Annotated in this window: 18 protein-coding genes; 14 read left to right on the top strand and 4 right to left on the bottom strand. The window is 32.6% G+C overall.

Going from position 1 to position 20,227, the window contains the following annotated elements:
* Nucleotides 1-4 precede the first annotated feature (4 nt).
* The 10 genes from B5D14_RS08725 (at nucleotide 5) to B5D14_RS08770 (ending at nucleotide 10,729) form a co-directional block, all read left to right on the top strand.
* Entirely contained in the window at nucleotides 5-289 is a 285-nt protein-coding gene (locus B5D14_RS08725) for a PTS sugar transporter subunit IIB (RefSeq protein WP_078712244.1), read from the top strand.
* Nucleotides 290-316: 27 nt separating this feature from the next.
* Nucleotides 317-1,678: a PTS galactitol transporter subunit IIC gene (locus B5D14_RS08730; RefSeq protein ID WP_078712245.1), complete on the top strand. Its 1,362-nt coding sequence runs from the start codon at nucleotides 317-319 to the stop codon at nucleotides 1,676-1,678.
* Between the two features lie 61 nt (nucleotides 1,679-1,739).
* Nucleotides 1,740-2,303 (top strand): hypothetical protein, encoded by a 564-nt coding sequence (locus B5D14_RS08735; protein ID WP_078712246.1) that lies wholly within the window; start codon nucleotides 1,740-1,742, stop codon nucleotides 2,301-2,303.
* Nucleotides 2,293-2,937 carry a class II aldolase/adducin family protein gene (locus tag B5D14_RS08740; protein ID WP_078712247.1) on the top strand — a complete coding sequence of 215 codons (645 nt, stop codon included), beginning with the start codon at nucleotides 2,293-2,295 and terminating at the stop codon, nucleotides 2,935-2,937. Before B5D14_RS08735 ends, B5D14_RS08740 begins: the two co-directional genes overlap by 11 nt.
* A 274-nt stretch (nucleotides 2,938-3,211) precedes the next feature.
* Nucleotides 3,212-4,270, top strand: coding sequence for an RIP metalloprotease RseP (gene rseP, locus B5D14_RS08745; protein WP_078712248.1), 1,059 nt, complete (start codon nucleotides 3,212-3,214; stop codon nucleotides 4,268-4,270).
* An 8-nt stretch (nucleotides 4,271-4,278) separates the two neighbouring features.
* Nucleotides 4,279-5,151 (top strand): DUF368 domain-containing protein, encoded by an 873-nt coding sequence (locus B5D14_RS08750; protein WP_078712249.1) that lies wholly within the window; start codon nucleotides 4,279-4,281, stop codon nucleotides 5,149-5,151.
* A 66-nt stretch (nucleotides 5,152-5,217) separates the two neighbouring features.
* The gene (locus B5D14_RS08755; RefSeq protein ID WP_078712250.1) at nucleotides 5,218-5,469 is read left to right on the top strand and encodes a kinase to dihydroxyacetone kinase; all 252 of its coding nucleotides are present in this window, start codon (nucleotides 5,218-5,220) and stop codon (nucleotides 5,467-5,469) included.
* Between the two features lie 93 nt (nucleotides 5,470-5,562).
* The gene (galE, locus tag B5D14_RS08760) at nucleotides 5,563-6,576 is read left to right on the top strand and encodes a UDP-glucose 4-epimerase GalE (protein WP_078712251.1); all 1,014 of its coding nucleotides are present in this window, start codon (nucleotides 5,563-5,565) and stop codon (nucleotides 6,574-6,576) included.
* 97 nt (nucleotides 6,577-6,673) lie between these two features.
* Nucleotides 6,674-7,651, top strand: a complete 978-nt coding sequence (locus B5D14_RS08765; RefSeq protein WP_078712252.1) for a hypothetical protein — start codon at nucleotides 6,674-6,676, stop codon at nucleotides 7,649-7,651.
* A gap of 12 nt (nucleotides 7,652-7,663) precedes the next feature.
* The gene (locus tag B5D14_RS08770; RefSeq protein ID WP_078712253.1) at nucleotides 7,664-10,729 is read left to right on the top strand and encodes an N-acetylglucosaminidase; all 3,066 of its coding nucleotides are present in this window, start codon (nucleotides 7,664-7,666) and stop codon (nucleotides 10,727-10,729) included.
* A 32-nt stretch (nucleotides 10,730-10,761) separates the two neighbouring features.
* On the opposite strand, the gene B5D14_RS08775 is transcribed toward B5D14_RS08770, so the two are convergent.
* The gene (locus B5D14_RS08775; protein ID WP_078712254.1) at nucleotides 10,762-12,756 is read right to left on the bottom strand and encodes a PASTA domain-containing protein; all 1,995 of its coding nucleotides are present in this window, start codon (nucleotides 12,754-12,756) and stop codon (nucleotides 10,762-10,764) included.
* Nucleotides 12,757-12,855: 99 nt separating this feature from the next.
* Here B5D14_RS08775 and B5D14_RS08780 point away from each other — a divergent pair, with 99 nt between their 5' ends.
* Together B5D14_RS08780 and B5D14_RS08785 are read left to right on the top strand one after the other, a co-directional pair.
* On the top strand, nucleotides 12,856-14,982 hold the full coding sequence (locus B5D14_RS08780) for a Tex family protein (protein WP_078712255.1): 2,127 nt from the start codon (nucleotides 12,856-12,858) through the stop codon (nucleotides 14,980-14,982).
* A 10-nt stretch (nucleotides 14,983-14,992) separates the two neighbouring features.
* A complete protein-coding gene (locus tag B5D14_RS08785; protein WP_078712256.1) occupies nucleotides 14,993-15,454 on the top strand; it encodes a magnetosome magnetite crystal formation protein family in 462 nt (153 codons plus the stop codon).
* 44 nt (nucleotides 15,455-15,498) lie between these two features.
* Here B5D14_RS08785 and B5D14_RS08790 read toward each other — a convergent pair whose 3' ends face one another.
* Both B5D14_RS08790 and nagA read right to left on the bottom strand, forming a co-directional pair.
* Nucleotides 15,499-16,029 (bottom strand): hypothetical protein, encoded by a 531-nt coding sequence (locus tag B5D14_RS08790; protein WP_078712257.1) that lies wholly within the window; start codon nucleotides 16,027-16,029, stop codon nucleotides 15,499-15,501.
* Between the two features lie 55 nt (nucleotides 16,030-16,084).
* On the bottom strand, nucleotides 16,085-17,224 hold the full coding sequence (gene nagA / locus B5D14_RS08795) for an N-acetylglucosamine-6-phosphate deacetylase (RefSeq protein WP_078712258.1): 1,140 nt from the start codon (nucleotides 17,222-17,224) through the stop codon (nucleotides 16,085-16,087).
* Between the two features lie 154 nt (nucleotides 17,225-17,378).
* Here nagA and B5D14_RS08800 point away from each other — a divergent pair, with 154 nt between their 5' ends.
* Together B5D14_RS08800 and agaF are read left to right on the top strand one after the other, a co-directional pair.
* A complete protein-coding gene (locus tag B5D14_RS08800; protein ID WP_078712259.1) occupies nucleotides 17,379-18,551 on the top strand; it encodes an SIS domain-containing protein in 1,173 nt (390 codons plus the stop codon).
* A gap of 9 nt (nucleotides 18,552-18,560) precedes the next feature.
* Nucleotides 18,561-18,995 (top strand): PTS galactosamine/N-acetylgalactosamine transporter subunit IIA, encoded by a 435-nt coding sequence (agaF, locus tag B5D14_RS08805; protein ID WP_078712260.1) that lies wholly within the window; start codon nucleotides 18,561-18,563, stop codon nucleotides 18,993-18,995.
* Nucleotides 18,996-19,020: 25 nt separating this feature from the next.
* Here the strand turns inward: agaF and B5D14_RS08810 are convergent, their stop codons facing one another.
* Nucleotides 19,021-20,187 carry a helix-turn-helix transcriptional regulator gene (locus B5D14_RS08810; protein WP_078712261.1) on the bottom strand — a complete coding sequence of 389 codons (1,167 nt, stop codon included), beginning with the start codon at nucleotides 20,185-20,187 and terminating at the stop codon, nucleotides 19,021-19,023.
* Between the last annotated feature and the right edge of the window lie 40 nt (nucleotides 20,188-20,227).

The following is a 20,227-nucleotide window of genomic DNA, read 5'->3' on the forward strand; positions in this document are numbered from 1 at the left end:
ACACATGAAAAATATTTTATTAGCATGCGGATCTGGTATTTGTACTTCAACAGCAGTTCGTGGAAAAATTGAAAAAATTCTTGATGAAAGCGGATATGCTGGCAAGTATAAAATTAACCAATGTAAAGTAGGGGAAGCAGCAGCGATGTCAGTGAATTATGATTTCCTAATCGCAACAACAATGGCACCACAAAATTTAAAGTGCCCATTTGTTCCTGGGGTATGTTTCCTTACTGGTGTTAATACTCAAGCGAGTATTGATGCAATTCTTGATCTGATGAAACAATAATTCCATTAACAAATAAGGAGGGTATATATGGATATTATTCTTGATTTTTTCGGCTTTATACAAGGCCTAGGGGTATCTGTAGTAATGCCAATCGTGATCACAATACTAGGGATGGCGCTAGGATCAGGATTTGGTAAAAGCTTACGTGCTGGTTTAACAGTGGGTGTGGGTTTTATTGGTTTAAACCTAGTAATTAATAACTTATTAGGGACAAGCTTAGCTCCAGCAGTTCAACAAATGGTAGCAAACTTTGGTTTAAATCTTAACGTAATTGACGTTGGATGGCCAGCTTCAGCAGCAATTGCAATGGGATCAACAGTAGGTATGATCATTATTCCGTTGGGATTAGTTGTAAACATTGTGATGCTTCTTACAAATACAACACAAACAGTTGACGTTGATATTTGGGATTACTGGCACTTTGCTTTTACAGGTGCTTTAGTTGCTATCTTAACAGATAATTTAGGGCTTGGAATTATTGCAGCTGTTATCAACATGATTATAATCATGGTTCTTGGAGATTACACAGCACCAATGGTTGAAGAATCACTTGGTTTACCAGGCGTTTCTCTACCTCATGGATTTACAACAGCTTATGCTCCAATTGCTATGCTTTTTAACAAAATATTTGACATGATTCCTGGTATTCGTGATATTGATATCAACATGGATAATGTTCAAAAACGTTTCGGTGTATTTGGTGAACCAATTTTAATTGGTACAGCTTTAGGATTTATCATTGGTGCTCTTGCTGGATATGATATTTCTAAATTACTTGTATTAGGTGTTTCTTTAGGAGCAGTTCTTGTTCTTATTCCTAAGATGGCTGCTTTACTAATGGAAGGTTTAATTCCAATTAGTGATGCTGCAAGTGATTTCGTTTCAAAGAAATTTAAAAACCGTGGAAAGATCTATATTGGTCTTGACTCAGCAGTAGGGGTTGGTCACCCAGTTACATTAGCAATTTCATTCGTATTAGTTCCAATGATGATTTTCTTAGCAGTTATCATTCCTGGAAACCAAGTATTACCATTTGCTGACTTAGCAGTAGTTCCTTGGATGTTTGTATTAATAACACCAATCGTTCGTGGTAATGGATTTAGAGGGATTATTATTGGTATCATCGTTTTAGCTGTTGGTCTATTAATTGCTACTAACTTAGCACCATTAATCACTACAGCTGCATTAAATGTAAACTTTGCAATGCCAGAGGGTGCAAGCATGATCTCATCAATTTGTGATGGTGCAAACCCATTAACATGGATTCTTGTTCGTCTACATGATTTTGGTATGATTGGTACTGTAATTGCTGCTGCAGGAGCTCTTGCATTGGCATTCTGGAACCGTATTAGAATTAAAAAAGAAGCTGCTGAAATGCACGCTGAATAAATTAAAACACATTTAGACTCGTGCAGTCATTGTGCGAGTCTATTTTTCAAGGAGAAAGTTCATGAAAGAATATCGTTATAATCGTCAATCATTTTTTATACAAGTAAAGTTTACAGGTTGGTTTTGTATTGCTATAGCTGTAACAACACTTGTATTTGGTTTAACTGGAACATATGCACCGCTTATGATTTTTCTAAGTCTAGTAGCCCTTTACACCGCTTGGAATACATTTATTTCAAGAAGCACTGTGGAAATAGTAAGAATGGGTGAAAATGAAATCCAGTTCGAAACTTTTGGAAAAGTAGTAACTTATCCAATACAAGATTTAAAAGTTTTTAAAATACGTGAATTCCCATCTTCTGGAAAGATGTATTTAAGAATCAATGATTACAATGCGATAAAAGGACGTTATTGGATTCAAACAGCACAATTTAATGATGGAAAAGAATTATTCTTAAAGTTAATTGACTTGGAATATAAATTATTTCCAGAAACGCTTAAGTCTCGCGCTAGAACAGTAAATACAGAATACATTCGTGTTAAGCATCAAAAAGAGTTAGCGAAGAAAGAAGCAAAACAAAATGCATCCTTGGAAAATAGAATTGGAGAGAACCATGCTAGATAAAGAAAAAAGAGAAGTCATTAAAGCGGGTATGAAATTAGATCGTTATGGTCTGATCGCACTATCTGGTGGTAATGTAAGTCATCGTTTACCAGATGGTAAAATTTTAGTTACACCAAGTGGAATGATTTATGAAGATATGGTTGAAGATGATGTACTTGTTATGGATATTGATGGACATATCATTGAAGGTAACCGCAAGCCTAGTGTCGATACAGAAGCATTGTTGTATGTGTTTAAACAAATGCCAGAAGTTAATGCAGTAATTCATACCCATCAACCCTATGCTACAGCACTTGGTTTAGTTCAAGATGAAATTGTATGCAATTTAACAACGCTTGCTAATGCAACTAGAGGTACAGTTACCGTAGCACCATATAGTTCTGCTGCTAGCTTGGATATGGGTATTAAAGCAGTAGATAATTTAAATGGTAAATTAGCTGTAGTCTTAAAACATCATGGCGTAATTGCTGTAGGAGATACACTTAAACAAGCATTATATGCATGTATTTACTTAGAGGAAGCATGTAAAACTATTATTGCTGCTAAGTCTTGCAGCAAAGAAATGGCATTAATGAATGATGAACAAATTCAAACTGCTGTAGAAGTTTTTGAGCGATATGGACAAGGAAAATAAATTTTGTCTGTTGAGTTGAAATACAAATAATGTAAAATAATAGTGTACGAACTTCATCGTACTAGAAAAGGCAAGAGTACGCGCTCTTGCCTTTTCATTTAGGCTCATCGCTACTCATCATGTCTATCTAGCTATTTTCAAATATAATATGTAATTACACGCACAGCTCTATTTCTTTTCTTATGGGAATTTTGTGTGATTTTGTTTTTCATTTGTTCTCGTTTTGTGGTTATGTTAAACTTATGTAGAATACTTTAAAGGAGTTGATCATTTAATGGGAATAATTTATTTTATCCTTGTATTATCAGTAATTATTATCATTCATGAACTAGGACACTTACTTGCTGCAAAAGCATTTGGTGTTTACTGTTATGAATTTTCATTAGGCATGGGGCCTAAATTATTTTCGATTCAAGGTAAGGAAACAAAATATACACTTCGTTTAATACCAATTGGTGGTTATGTTGCCATGGCTGGTGAACAAGAAGACGACATGGAATTATATCCAAATATCGATGTACCGAGAAATCGTTCAATCAAAGGCATTGCTCATTGGAAACGAATTATCGTTATGATTGCGGGAGTGGTCATGAATTTCTTTCTTTGTTGGATTATCGTGAGTGGAATCTTATTGAACAATGGTGCTTATGCTATATCGCCAAAACCAATTGTTGATTCAGTTGTAGCAGATAGTCCTGCTGAAATAGCTGGAATTGAATCTGGTGACATTATTAAAAAAGTTGTATTTGATGATGGAACTGTGATTAAACCAAAAGAATTTAGTGATTTGACTGTTTTTACACAAATGTATTCAGGAAAAATGACATACACAATTGATAGAAATGGTGAATTAATGGATTTTGAAGTACAAGGAGTACCAAATGAAATGGGACTATATATAGTCGGCATTGGAGCTCCAACATCAGAAGTTGTAAAAATCAATCTACTTAATGCGGGGCAATATAGTTTTGATTATATGGTGAGTATGACACAAGACATTTTCAAATCTTTATCACGTCTAGTGCAAGGAAATGGTCTGGATCAATTATCAGGACCTGTTGGAATCTATCAGGTAACTGCTCAGCAAGCTTCACAAGGGCTACCTAATTTATTGCTTCTTATTGCACTATTATCATTAAATGTGGGAATATTTAACCTATTACCTTTGCCAGTACTTGATGGAGGTAGAATTCTTCTAGTGCTTGTTGAAATTGTTATAGGTAAGCCACTAAACAAGAAATTTGAAATTGGAATTATGACAGCAAGTATGGTATTATTGTTCGGGTTGATGATTTTTGCAACTTGGCAAGATATTTTAAGAATATTTAATTAGGAGAGAACATGGAAACAATCAAATATGTAGTTTTTGGGATTTTGATGGGGATTGCAAATGTAATTCCAGGTGTAAGTGGAGGTACGATTGCAATCATATTAAACTTTTATGATCGTCTAATGGAATCTATTACACTAAACTTTAAAGTTATTAAGAGAAATTTACCATTCTTGATTCCGCTAGCATTAGGTCTTGCGATTGGTATCGTTGGATTAAGTAAAATTATGTCTTATTTATTAAATAACTTTACAACACAAACCTATTTTGGTTTTATTGGAATTGTCCTTGGAAGTTTACCTTTAATTTTTTATAAAGCAAAAGGTCCTACAAAGAAAATTAAACCAGCAAACTGGATTCCATTTGTTATAGCACTTGGTTTAATGATTTATCTAGCATTTATGAATGGTGATAAAGAATCTGCTAAAGCATTAGTGAGATATACAACATTGAATTTTGAATCATTCATTGTTTGTTTTGGTGCCATGGCTATCGCAACAGTTACAATGATTATTCCAGGTATTAGTGGCTCATTAATTCTAATTATTATGGGAATGTATGGAACTATTTATGGTTTCGCAATTGCTGAATTTAATATCCCATTATTAATTCCTTGTGGATTAGGTGCTGTAGTAGGGATACTGGGTGGTGCTAAAGTAGTTCGATACTTACTTAGCAAATATGAACAATTAACTTATATGGCTATTCTAGGTTTATTACTAGGCTCATTTGTACAATTGTATATGTTAAGTGGCATTGTACTTGAAATCAATACAACACTAATTGTTTCACTTGTTGTTGCAGTAATCACATTTACAATTATCTACTGGTTCTCATCACAAGAAATGAAAAGAGATAGGTTAGAAGAAGCTACAACTAAATAAATATATAAAGCACGTGTGTAAACATGTGTTTTTTCGTTTATAATGGAAGTATTAGGAGGCGAAACAATGTTAGAATTTCGTTATGATGTACAATTATTAATTGAAGGTAATGATTTAAATGAAGATGGTATCAATGATTATTTTAATAATAATTTTAAAGGCGATTGCTTACTTGCAGTAGGCGATGAAGAGTTAATCAAAATTCATTTTCATACAAATGAACCATGGCTTGTTTTAGAATATTGCAGTACTTTAGGAGAAATCTACGATATTGTTGTAGAAGATATGGATAGGCAATCAAGAGGATTGCATGGCTAATTTTACTAATACAAGAAAATGATATAGTTTTAACTTGAATTTAGTTTTTAACTAAACTTCAATGTGCTAAACTAATACAAGGAGGATTCTTATATGAAAACAATTTTAGTTACAGGTGGTACAGGATATATTGGAAGCCATACATGTGTTGAATTAATTAATGCTGGCTATGATGTTGTTGTGTTAGATAACTTATACAATTCTAAAAAAGTAGTTCTAGATAGAATTGAAACAATTACAGGAAAGAAACCAAAATTTTATGAAGTTGATATTTTAGATAGAGCTGGGTTAGATAAAGTATTTAAAGAAAATAAAATTGATGCAGTAATCCACTTTGCAGGATACAAAGCAGTGGGAGAATCATGTGTTATTCCACTTACTTATTATAAAAACAATATTTCAGGTAGTGTAAATCTTTATGAAGCAATGAAAGATGCTGGAGTTATGACAGTTGTATTTAGTTCAAGTGCAACAGTATATGGTGATCCTGCTTCTGTTCCAATTAAGGAAGATTTTCCATTAAGTACTACAAATCCATATGGTACAACGAAGTTATACAATGAAAGAATTCTAGAAGATGTATCAACTTCTGATGAAGAATGGAGTGTTATGTTACTTCGTTACTTTAATCCAATTGGTGCACATAAAACAGGATTGCTTGGAGAAACACCAAATGGTATCCCAAATAATTTAGTTCCTTATGTTGCACAAGTAGCAACAGGGCAACGTGAATACTTACGTGTATGGGGTAATGATTATAATACGGTGGATGGAACAGGTGTACGTGATTACATCCATGTTGTTGATTTAGCTTTGGGCCATATTAAAGCTGTTGAATATGCATTAGAACACAAAGGTGTTGAAAAAGTTAATTTAGGAACAGGTATTGGTTATTCAGTTCTTCAAGTAAAAGATGCATTTGCAAAAGCAAGTGGTAAAGAAATTCCATATCAAATTATGGAAAGAAGACCTGGTGATATTGCTACATGTTATGCTGATACAGAAAAAGCGAAAGAAGTTCTTGGATGGACAGCACAATATGGTATTGATGAAATGTGTCAAGATGGTTGGAACTTCACACTAAAGAATCCAAACGGTATTGAGTAAGAGAGTAAAATCTCTTACTTTTTTTTGAATAAAATTCACATAAATTTCAGTATACTTAATAAGGATTATGATATAATTATTGTGTGGAGGTATGTTTATGGAAAATAATAAATTCAATAAATCAAAACTATACCTATGTATCGGCATTGCAATACTTATTATCGCAATTAGCGCGTTTTTTATAATTCAATTAAATAGTAAACCTACAAAACCAAATAATCAGTTAATTGGTGATGTTACTATGGCAGAGGGTAGTCAAAATAAACCAGGTGAAATAACAGATGGTGAATACAAAATCGATTTAATGAATTCAGTGGTATTTAATTTAAAAGATACTGATTTTAAATTTGTGATTGCCAAAATAAGAGTTCAATCAAGTAATGCTATCAACTTAAAATTAAATCACTTTACAACAAGTGAAGGAATTGCGTTAGATCAAGTAGATTCTTACATTAAAACACTTGAAGATAAATCTTTGTTCTTAGGAAAACAAAATGTATGGTTCGAAATATTATCCAATGAACCTACAACAATGGTAAATATCTTCATTCCAGTAAAAGATAAAAATGCAAAAGAAATCATTCTTAAAAATGATTTAGGTGCAGATGAAATTACAATTAATTTATCAACTGCTAAAGGTACCGCTGAGATGCTTCAATACAAAGCAGATGATATCATCACGGATGGTAGAACATATCAAATGACAGTATCAAGTGCATATCCAATCACAGGAGATACAATGACTCAAAATGGACAAGAGTTCTTATTACCATCTACTGTAGAGGTATACTCATTCAATATTGAAGCAGTATCTTTATGGGGAGATAAAATTGTGATTGAAGAAGCACAATATATACCTACAGATTCAAAAGAAACATTTACAGCCTTAGATAGTTCGATTCAATCAATGAAGTATTCAAATATCATAGGCAAAGAAATTAATGAAAAGGATAGCGGCGACTTATTCTTTGTGGCATATAGTCCAATTGAGAGTCCTGTTACATATAAAGGTGTATTAAAACTAAAAGTTCAAGGACAAGATTCTTGGATTACAATCAATGTAGATCTTAACTAAGGGGGATAGAACATGAATAAATTAGCAAAGTATATTCTTAGCATGACATTAGCGTTTTCTTCTTTAGTTATGCTACAAAGTCCAATTATAACACCAGTTGAAGTTCAAGCAGATGTTACAAGTCTTGCGTGTGGCACACAATATGAAGTTGCAGTAGCAAATACTAATGGAACATTTACTAAAATGTCTTGTCATAATTCTTTCTCTGATGCCCAAAACACAATGTGGGGTTATGGTGATGATGCAGTAGTTAGACATCATGCAAGCAAGAGCCCAATGAAAATTGTAGCAATGAGTACTGGAGTTGCAATTACATATCCAATGCGTTCTGGAAGTTCAACAATGAACATTACACAAGATGTAAATCATCAATATCGTAAGGTTTCTTATGTGACGAAACATAGAGAAATGCGATATGAAGGAACATACAGCTACAATGGTTCTGGAAATGGTACGATTAAGGTTAATCTTACTGGATTTAGTGGTTTAGCTGATTTAATTAATGTAGATCTTGTTCCATATGCATTTTTAGGTGGAAATATTACAATTCCTTTGGGTGGGAATGATACGACTGCAGCTAATGAGCAACCTTTTTGGACGCGTATTTATCAAACGCATTATACAGTATCTAACAAAGAATTAACTTTTATAGCTCATAGCGGGTGGTCAGGTAATGGATGGCCAGAAAAATATGTGATGACTGTTGGTTTAGCTGCAGATTGGATGACTGATGGAACTACGTACTATAGCTACGATGGTTATAATTTCTATTCAGATGCAAAGTATAGAAATAAAGTAGGAACCTATTATAATTATTATCAATTTTTACCAAGTAGAACAAAATCTAATATTCCTGCATCTGTTTTTGACAACTTCTTGATTTCAGTAAAGGGCTCTGGAACTAACAGTAAAATGAAGAACCAAGGTCAAACATTCATTAATGCGCAAAATACATATGGAATGAATGCGTTACTTATATATTCACTTGCATGTTTAGAATCAGCATATGGAACTAGTAATTTTGCGATGGATAGAAATAATTTGTTTGGTTGGAATGCGTTTGATAGTAGTCCTGGAAGTGCTTCAAGCTTTCCTTCAGTTGAAGCGGCAATTAATGAGCATATGGGGATTAATTTAAGGGGTTATACAAATATTGAAGATTCAAGATTCTTTGGTTCTCATGTTGGAAACAAAGGTTCTGGATTTAATGTTAAATATGCAGCAGATCCATACTGGGGATATAAAATAGCAGCGATTGCATATAGTATTGATAAAGCAGCAGGATTTGCGGATTTAAATAAATATTCGATTGGTGTTATCAATACATATGGTGTCAATATTTTAAAATCACCAGGAGGTGCAACACTATTTAACTCAGCATATGGTGCAACATATCAAGAAAACTTTACTGTAGCAATTTTGGGTAATGAATCGAATCATTATAAGATACAATCAACCAATCCTGTATCGGGTGGAAATATTGTAACTGGTTCAACAAAAGGTTTAGTTACTTATGATTGGAATAGTAGTGTTGGATATCTTCCAACAAATTATTTAAGCATGACAGGAAACAGTGCTCCAGTTCAACCTAGTGGAACAACGCCGACTGGAGATTTTGTAAATGCAATAAATACAGCAACATTTAAAGATGGAACATTAGTGTTAGAGGGTAATGCGTATCGTCCAGGTATTTATGTTACTGATAAAAATACAGTTAAACAAACATTGATTGTTAATGACAATTTGTTTAATAAAACGGAGATGGCATTGACTTCAACTGTAACAGATAATGATAAAGTTAAGTACAGTGCAACGATTGATTTATCAAAATTAACTAAAGGAGATTATTACTTTAAAATTCGAACTGAGTATTCAACACTTACTGAATACAATCAAGAAATTGGTATTGAAAAACTAAGCACTTATCCAGAAGAATTTACATTTAACAATGTTAAGTATAAATTGTATGCATTTGGTGATATGGTGAAATTATCTGTAGGACAATCTTCTACATCCCCAGATCCTACACCAACCATACCAGCAGAAGTTCCTAATGTTTTAAAACATGATATAAGTAAGTTCAATCGTGTAGATAATAATTTACAGATTGAAGGATTTGCATTTATTACTGGTATTAATGCAGACGATAAGGTAAATATTAAACATGAAGTTTATTTCATGAATTTAGAAACAAAAGAAGTATTGCCATTTGTTACAGAAACGAAGACATTAAGTACACCTATTGCACTTGGTGATGGCTATACTTATTCGAAGATTGGATTTAGTGGAACATTTGATACATCAACATTACCAACTGGAAATTTTGTTCTTTACGTTAAGGTAACTGAGAATAACATTGAGAAAAAAGCGGAAGTGGTGAATTATTATACATCGGTAGTACCAGAAAATATTACTACGGATAATAAGAATATTAGATTCTTAATTAGCCCTTCATTTAATTTCCGATACGAAATGCGTAATGATAATATCAAGATTGACGCTTCAATAATTAAGAAACCAACAATTAATCCTACAGTATTTGATTTTACAAATTTGAAATTAACAGATTCAAAATTAAGTGTTGAAGGTGTATCGTGGATTAGTGGAGTGGATACCATTAAAACAAATAATCCTGCATATAAATTATTACTTGTTGACGAGAGTGGAGCAATCGTTGAAAACGCACTTACAAACAAAGCTTGTGCAGTTGATTATGGCAAAACATTGAAATATAAATATAGCACAGCAGATGCATGTTTCAGTGGTGAATACGATTTAAGTAAACTTGCTAATGGAACATACACAATCATGTTAGATTTATCTGCAAGTAGTTATCGAGATATTATTGAAATGTATGATTATTACAATAGAGCTAACCAAAAAGTCACATATAATGGAAAAGTTTATGAAATTAAAGTATCATCTATTCGTTGTCGTTTAACACTTACTATTTCTGATGAAAACAGTACACCTGTTATCACAGACAATCCAGATAGCGCTGAAGAAATAAAAGATGTTCCAAATGATGAAATGTTACCTATGAGTGCACCAGTATTTATAGGTGAAGAGAAGCAATAAAAAAGTTGGAATTTAAATTCCAACTTTTTATTTTATTCTTTAACTAAAATTTTTACAGTGACTTGAGTAGAAATTAATACGTCTGGTGTATTTGCAGCAATACTGATTTCAAGAACCATGAAATTTGGTCTTGGATCTTCAGTCGTGGTAGATTCTGTTACAAATGAAATATTTGCGAATGGACTTAGTGCTGTTTTAACTTTTGATTTAGTTTCATCAAGTGTTGAGCCATTCAATGTTGAAAGACTGTAATTAGGGAATGTTGCTTTTGCATTAGCGGGATCATTTCCTTTTGATGTTACATATTCAATTGTTTGGCCTGGCCAGAAGTTAGAACCTGTTTGGTTACGAATAATATTACCGTTACCTACCGTTTCAGAATATTCAGAGCCAACTTTGCTAGCTGTTAAGCCAAGTCCCTTAATATAGTTAATGAAGTCTGTTTCACTCATATTTTCTTTGAGTTCAACAGTAATTGGACTACCTTTTGAAACTTTACATGTTACTGTTTTAGAACCTTTAGTACATCCAAATGTTAAGCCACTCTTTACAGAAGTATTTTGTTCAGGTGCAGAGAAAGTAATTGACCATCCTGCTCCAATACCATTTGCAGTATCTATAATTGCTTTAGCATCAGCTGTTGATTTACCATCAAATGTAGAAACATCAGGATCATATTTTCCTCTTGATAATACATAATTAATAGATGTTCCAACTGTTTTAGATCCAGTATCATTTGATACAATATATCCTGATGTATAATCGCTATATCGATCAGTTCCTTTAGAACCAACTTTCATGCCTAAGCCTTCAACATATTTTTTGAAATCATCATATGATGCACCAGCCTTACTCTCAACATTTACTGATTTAAGGCGTGCTACTTTAATTGTTATTGTAGTTCCTGTATCAACAGTTGTTGCACTAGATACAGTTTTGCTATTGATGATTTGTTCAATAATTGTTCCAGGTGTTTTATCACTATCTACTTCAGTGACAGTGACTTTTAAATTTGCTGATTTTTTATTTAATGAATCAATGTGTGCATTGAAACTATCTTTAGATTTATTTGTATAGTTCTCTATGATAGGTTTGCCAATAGAAAGTTTAACTGTCATTGTAGCACCAGATTTCATATTGCCTGAATTAGGAGTATTAGAAATTACAGTACCATTTGCGATTTTATTGTCATAAGTTTCTTCGTATGAAATTTTTATGTTGTTTGTTTTTGCCCAAGCATCAACATCTTTCTTAGTTTTTCCATCAAACTTCACAGCAGCAGTACCTTTACCAGTTGACATTGTTACTGTAATTTTGCCACCAGTCTTTGTAGTTGCTCCAGCTTTTGGATCTTGTGATATTACTTTACCAGAAGCGATTGTTTCACTTGCTTCTTCTTTAAATGTAACGGTTATGTTGTTTGTTTTACCCCAAGCTTGAATGTTTGCTTTTGTATAGTCTTTGAAGTCTGGCATTGTTACTTCAATGCCAACTGATTCTGTTCCAACTGAGATAGAAATTAATACTGGGGTGCTTCTACGAACTTCTTTTTCTGTTATATTACTCTTAATGAAATAATCTTTTTTGATTTTAGGATCTGGAATATATTCATAAGTAACATCTGTGAATTTATTTTCAAGGAACCATGCTTCGATTTGATCGTGAGTCATATCTTTGAAATCAGGTAGGGTTACGATTAAATCAGGATCTGGTCCATTTGATAATGTGATTGTAAGAACATCATCTTTCTTTAAAGTTTCTCCTCCAACAATACTTTGTGAAGTAACTTGATCTTTAATGATTGATTCATTGAATTCATAATTGAATAAAACTTGATCGGTTGTTAAATCGTTCTCTACTACCCAAGCATCTACATCAATTTTTGTTTTATTAGTAAAGTCAGGTATCTCAATCTTTTTTGTAGGGAATAAAAAGAATATTGCAACAATGGCAATCGTTAATAATATTAGTATTCCGGCTGCAACCATAAGGCCGATAGTTTTCTTATCTCTGAAATTTATGTTCATATGTTCACCTCAATTTAATTATAGCATAGTTCAATAAATTTAAAACCAAATTTAGAGGAAGATATGGTATGATAATACGTGGCTAAAGGAGACAAAAAAATGGAACATTTAATAACACCGATCGCGCAAGAATTAAATATAGGAGTAGATCAAATAAAAAATACATTGAAACTTCTTGAAGAGGGAAGTACTGTTCCCTTTATTGCACGATACAGAAAAGAAATGACTAAAGGATTGGATGAAGAACAAATTCAATACATTCAAAAACAATATGATTATCAAGTAAACTTAGAAAAACGTAAAGAAGATGTATTACGTATTATTGAAACACAAGGTAAGTTAACTGAAGAAATTAAAAAAGAAGTATTAGCGTGTACCAAATTATCTCAAGTAGAAGATATTTATCGTCCATATCAACAAAAACGTAAGACACGTGCTACTGATGCAATCGCTAAGGGATTAGAACCACTTGCGGATTGGATTTATAAATGTCCTACGCAAGGGAATGTACTTGAAGAAGCGCAAAAGTATATCAATGATAAAGTAGACACTGTTGAGGAAGCGATTCAAGGTGCTAAAGATATAATAGCTGAGCGTGTGAGTGATAATGCAAAGTTGCGTTGGAAAGTTCAAGATTCAGTTAATCGTTATGGAAAAATTGTAACAAAGGCGAAAAAGAAACATGGCGATGAGAATAAAGTATATAAAATGTATTATGAATTCACGGATCGAGTAGGATATATTGCAAGTCATCGTATCATGGCAATAGATCGTGCAGAAAAAGAAAAAGTAATTACAGTTTCTATGGATTATGATCAAAACTATTTAATTAAATATGCGATTCGTGGTATTACTCGCGATAAAGCAACAGTTGTGCAAGAGATAATAGAAGATGCAACTGCTGATGGATGCAAGCGTTTATTATTCCCAAGTGTTGAACGTGAAATTAGAAATGAGTTAAGTGAAAAAGCACAAAATCAATCCATTGAAATTTTTTCTATGAATGTTGAAAAATTATTAATGCAACCACCTTTAATTGGAAAAATGGTACTTGGTTTTGACCCAGCATTTAGGACTGGTTGTAAGCTTGCTGTATTAGATAATACTGGAAAATTATTAAAGATATCTGTTATCTATCCTCATGCTCCTGTCAATAAAAAAGAAGAAGCAGAGAAAACATTGTTAGCGTTATTTAAAGAATTCCCAATTGAGATTGTAGCGATTGGGAATGGTACAGCATCAAGAGAATCTGAAAGTTTTGTAGCAGATGTAATCAGTAAGAATAAATTAAATGTACAATACACTCTTGTAAGTGAAGCAGGAGCTTCTGTTTATAGTGCTAGTGAACTTGCACGTGCAGAATTTCCTGATTTGCATGTTGAACAACGCTCTGCTGTATCAATTGGTCGTCGTATTCTCGATCCACTCTCTGAATTAATTAAGATTGATCCAAAAAGTATTGGGGTTGGTCAATATCAACATGATTTACCACAAAAACAATTAACTGAACGTTTGGATTTTGCGATTTTAAAATCAGTAAATCGAGTTGGAGTTGATATCAATACAGCTAGTCAAGAATTGTTGATGCATATTTCAGGTCTTAATAAAACAAGCGCAAAAGCAATTGTTGAATACCGTAATCAAAATGGTAGATTTAACACCAGAGAGCAAATTAAAGATGTTAAGAAAATGGGAGATAAAACATTCCAACAATGTGCTGGATTCTTACGAGTACAAGGAGGAAATAACCCGTTAGACCAAACCGGAATACACCCTGAAAGTTATTTAGTTGCACAAAAGCTTATGGAGAAATATAATATAAATGAGTTAGGTCAAGCAGAAAACTTGAACATTGACATCATTGAAGAAGCGAAAACATTTGGAATTGATGAATACACTTTACAAGATATTGTTGATTCAATTCGTCAACCATTACGTGATTATCGTGAAAAATATGATGGACCATTACTTAGAAATGATGTTCTTGAAATTGAACATTTGCATGTTGGTGATCAATTAGAAGGCGTTGTAAGAAATGTAGTTGATTTCGGTGCCTTTGTAGATATTGGACTTCATGAAGATGGCTTAGTACACATTTCAAAGATGAGTACAGAACGTATATCTCATCCAAGTGAAATCGTATCAGTTGGTGATATTGTTCAAGTATGGGTAAGTGCTATTGATACAGAACGCCAAAAAGTTCAATTAAGCTTGATTAAACTATAAGGAGAAGGATATGAATAAAAAATACGATGAACACAAATCATCAATCTTAGGATTAGAAGCAAATGTAGTAAGTTTATTAATTTACTTAGTACCATTTTTAATTGGAGTTTTCTCATATGGAGGTATCTGGGGTAACTTTACTTGGATTATTCCTTTGCTTGCATTAATCTTTGAAAAAGATAGTAAATTAGTTAAATTCCATGCTTGGCAAGCATTATTAATGACATTATTCTATGGTGCATTAGGTGTAATTACAACAGTAGTAGGAACAACAGTTTCAATTACTTCAATTATTGCTGGAAGTGCTGGAGGAGTTGTTTCTGGAATGGGTATTATCTTGGTAGTTGGAGTTATTTCAATCATCATCGCAATTCTAGAAATTATTGCAGCAGTAAAGGCATATGGATGGGTTTCTTATCGTTTACCAATTATTGGAAAATGGTCTAGTAACTTAGCACACGAAAATGAATAAATAAAAATGGTATCTCAATTTAAGTGAGATACCATTTTTTTATGTTATTTTTTTTTCATTTTTGCATAAGCAATGAAGTGAATCCCTGAGAAAACTAATGCGCCACAGGCTAATGCAATGTTAGCAATCATTAATATATTTGATAATTCCATTTGTAAACCATTGATTACCAATAAGATTGCAAATGCGATATAGAGTATTCCAGATAAAAGTATTTTATTTGGGTTACCATTTTTTACCATTTGATCAATGAATGTTAGGTTTTCATAAGGCTTAAAATTAGTGATTTGAACCAGTGAAGGAATGAATTTAGCACGATATCTATATTCCAAGAAAATCGCAAATAATGCTCCAACACCAAGGCATACCCATAAATTAGCTAGAAAATTTACTGCTAGAATAATACCAATGATGATATATAGATAACGATTCTTATAAAGACTAAATGATTTCTCATCTTTGGCTTGTATCAAGTATCCGATACCTGTGTTTTTGTTGTAAAGAATGTTTCTACCTTTTTCATCTTGATAAATATTTCTCCCTGAGACAATACTAGATTTCTTATTTGTAGACATTTGATTCCCTCCGTACCCCAATATCATACTTTAAATTTATTGAATTGAAAAGGGGCTAGATGCTTTCTTTACCTCTACAATATGTTTGTACAACTGAGTAGTCATCATTTAATACAACTAAGTCAGCATCATAACCGGCACCAATCTTTCCTTTACGATGATCAATTTTTAATAAACGTGCAGGATTTAGCGTACAAGCATTTAATGCAGCATCAAATGGAACTTGTGCTTCTTCAACTAGAATTCTCAAGCCTTCGTTAATACGTAATGTACTACCTGCTAAGTTTTTAGTTGATGTTAAGTGAGCACTTCCATCTGGATAAATTTCAATTTCGTTACCACCAAAGATAAATTTACTACCAGCAGGTGATCCTTTTGCCATTAAAGCATCAGATACCATGATGGTATAATCTCTTCCTTTAGAATTGAATAAGATATTTAATGCAGCAGGTGTTGAGTGGTTACCATCACAAATAACTTCACCAAATACATCTCTAAATCTAAATGCAGCACCAATTAATCCATTGTTTCTATGGTTGAAAGGTGACATACCATTGTAGATATGAGTCATTGATTTAGCACCATTAGCAACTGCAAGAACTGCTTGTTCATAGGTTGCAGCACTGTGTCCAATACTTACCACAACATCATTTTCATTGCAATAATGAGTTAATGCAAAATCTTCATCTGTTTCTGTTGCAAGTGTCATAATTTTAATAAGACCTTTTGCCGCTTTTTGATACTCCTTGAATTGTTCTACAGTTGGTGGAACAATGTATTGTTCAGGTTGAGCTCCTTTGTATACCATATCAAGATAAGGTCCTTCAAAGTGGATTCCTAAGATTTCTGCTCCTTCATAACCTTCATCATTGACTTTGGCTACATTTGCTACAGCACCAGTTAAAACATCAACACTTTGTGTAATTGTAGTTGGACATAGTCCAGTTACACCTTCATTAGGTATATTCTTAAGCCAGTTTCTTAATCCTTCTTCAGTTGCATCATTGGTATCAAAACCATATGCTCCATGACAATGGATATCTAAGAAACCAGGTACAATACGTTTCGACTCATAATCTTGATCAACTTCTTTTGTACCATAAGGTAATACGGCCTTTACTTTTTTATCTACTACTTCAATTTGAGCTGGGATAAATTGGCCTGAAACCCAAACTCTTTTACTTTGAATGATCATATAATAATCCTCCCTTTATTGTTTAATTATATTTTAGTCCTTTTTGAATGTCTATGTTTATACTTTTTAACAATGAAATTACATGTTTTAACTAAAATGTTGTACTTTGGATGGGTGGTGTCTATAATGAGGATGTAAAAAAGGAGGAATTACCATGACTATTTTCGGATTCACACAAGAAGAACTACAAGCAAAATCTACAACATTTACTGCAACTGAGATTCATCAACAACCTGCTACTTGGAAAAAAACAATCAACCAAGTAAAAGAAATGAAAGATCAAATTCAAACATTTTTAAATCAAGTATTAACTCAAGAGGATTATGACATCATTTTAACAGGTGCTGGCACAAGTGAATTTGTAGGGAATACTTTATTCTCTTATTTAAACAAGAGCACTAATTATAAAACAAAATCATATGCAACAACAGATATTACTGCTACACCTGAAAACTACATTTCTCAAACAAAGCCTACATTATTGATTAGCTTTGGTCGTTCAGGTAATTCACCAGAATCAATTGGTGCAGTAGATGCTGCTGAAGCAGTTACTAGCAATATTTACCATTTATTTGTTACATGTAACAAAAATGGTGCTTTATCAAAACGTGCAGAAGGAAAATCAAATTGCTTAGCAATCAACCTTACTGATGAAACTCATGACCAATCATTCGCAATGACTTCATCATTCACAAACATGTACTTAGCTACATTATTAAGTTTCAACTTAACAAATTTAGATGAAACTGTAAAAGCAGTAGAAGATGTAATCGCATGTGCTACAAAGATGGTTGAAACTGACTATACAGTGTGTGCAGATGTAGTAAAAGCTTATGACTTCAAACGTATTGTTTATTTAGGAAGCAATGCTTTAAAAGGAATTGCACAAGAATCATCATTAAAGCTACTCGAACTTACTGCTGGTCAAATTGTAACTATGTATGATACACCTCTTGGATTTAGACATGGACCAAAATCTATTATTGATAATGATACATTAACTGTGATTTATTTAAGTGATGAAGCATATACTCGTCAATATGAAATTGATTTAATTAAAGAGATGAGTGGTCAACGCAAAGGAAACAAAATATTTGCAGTATGCAATACACCTTGTGAAGAAGTTAAGGCACTTACAGATTTCTATTATTGCTATAATGGTTCAAATCATGATAATATTTTCTTAGGTTTAGAATATATTGTCGTTGCACAAATACTTGCACTATTCAAATCTTTATCATTGGATATTACACCAGATAATCCATGTCCAAGTGGAGAAGTTAATCGTGTAGTAAAAGGCGTAACTTTATATCAATATTCTAAATAGGAGGAAAATATGATCGGAATTATTATTACTGGCCATGGCAATTTTGCAACTGGCTTAACAAGTTCAGTTAAATTAATAGCTGGATTACCTGAAAAATATGAAGCTGTTGACTTTGTTCAAGAAGACTCAGTGGAAGATTTAGAAAACAAATTGAATGCAGCAATCGATAACTTAAAAGATTGTGAAAGCATCATGATGTTTACTGATTTAGTTGGTGGATCACCATTTAAAACATCTGTAGAAATCTCAATGAAAAGAGAAGAAAAAATTATCGTTCTAGGTGGTACAAACCTTGGAATGATTATTGAAACATCAATGGCTAGAGGGTTTATGGAAGATGCTGAAGCACTTGCAGATATGGCTGTTAATACAGGTAAAGATCAAGTTATCAAATATGCTTACGTTGAAAAAACTGAAGAAATAATTGATGGAGATGGTATTTAAAAAACGAAGAGAAATCTTCGTTTTTTTATTGATCATCATAAATCTTCTTTGCGTATTCGCTAGGTGTAATATTGTATCGATGAGTAAACTTTCTTGAGAAGTAGTGAATGGAATTAAATCCTAACATTGAAGAGATTTCACTGATGGTGTTTTCAGACTTTTTAATCAGTACTTTACTCTTTGCAAGTTTTGCTTCATTAATGTATTGTTTTGGTGCTACTTTTAAATTATCCTTGAATAGATTTTGTAGACTTGATCGACTAATTGAAAAGTGATCACAAATATCATCAACAGGTAATGGCTCATAAATCTTTTGATTAATATAAGCAAGTATTTCTTCCAACAATTCATTTTCGAAATGTTGATGAATAGGGGTTGATGGTTTGGTGATGTGTTCTTCTAAATCATATTGAAGTAGATGTAATATTAATTCTTGTATAAAAGAAATCATCAAGTCCTTTGCATAAGGTAAAGGTGATGTTGTCATTTTTACAAATTTATCTAAGATTTGATAATACTCACGAGGACAATGGAATACACGATTAATAATTGATGAATAATCTTGAATATTGGATTCAAATATAATTGTTAGGTAACTACAAGGTTCATTGGATGTAATTTCCTGTGTATGATATTGATTGGGTCCATATAAAAGTAAATCATAATTTTTTAAGGTATAGTCAGTACCTTCAACATTAGTTTCTAATTCACCAGAATCGACAAAGGTTAATTCGAAATAGCGATGTGATTCACCATAAAATTTATAACCAGGAGATTTTACCATGTAATAATAAGCACAGATTTCGCTCACCATTAGTTTTGGTTGAATTGGCTCGTAGATGATAGGACTAGAAGCATCCAAAGTAGTTCGAGTCGTATTTGTGGGGGTATATAAGTTAATGGTAGATGAAGAAGTGAGCGTGATAAAAGAAAAATATTCTCCTGCATAAATTTTGAAATTACGATGAATAACAAATAATTGGGGTATGTAGGAATTGTCTTTATCTGCGATAGCGACGATTGCCATACCATCAACTGTTTCAACGTAAACATCTTGACTATATGCATAAAGTGTAGAAATAACCTTATTTGTAACTTTAAATTTTTTCTTTTTTAAGTCTTTATTTGTTCTAAATGAATCAGTTATCTTACCAAATTTAAGAAAGTAAGCACTCGTTGTTTTGTTATACATAGTATCACCCGGTCAAATTATACACTATTTTTCACTAAAT

Origin of the sequence: Anaerorhabdus furcosa (genome assembly GCF_900167375.1) — a bacterium.
GTDB lineage: Bacteria > Bacillota_I > Bacilli_A > Erysipelotrichales > Erysipelotrichaceae > Anaerorhabdus > Anaerorhabdus furcosa.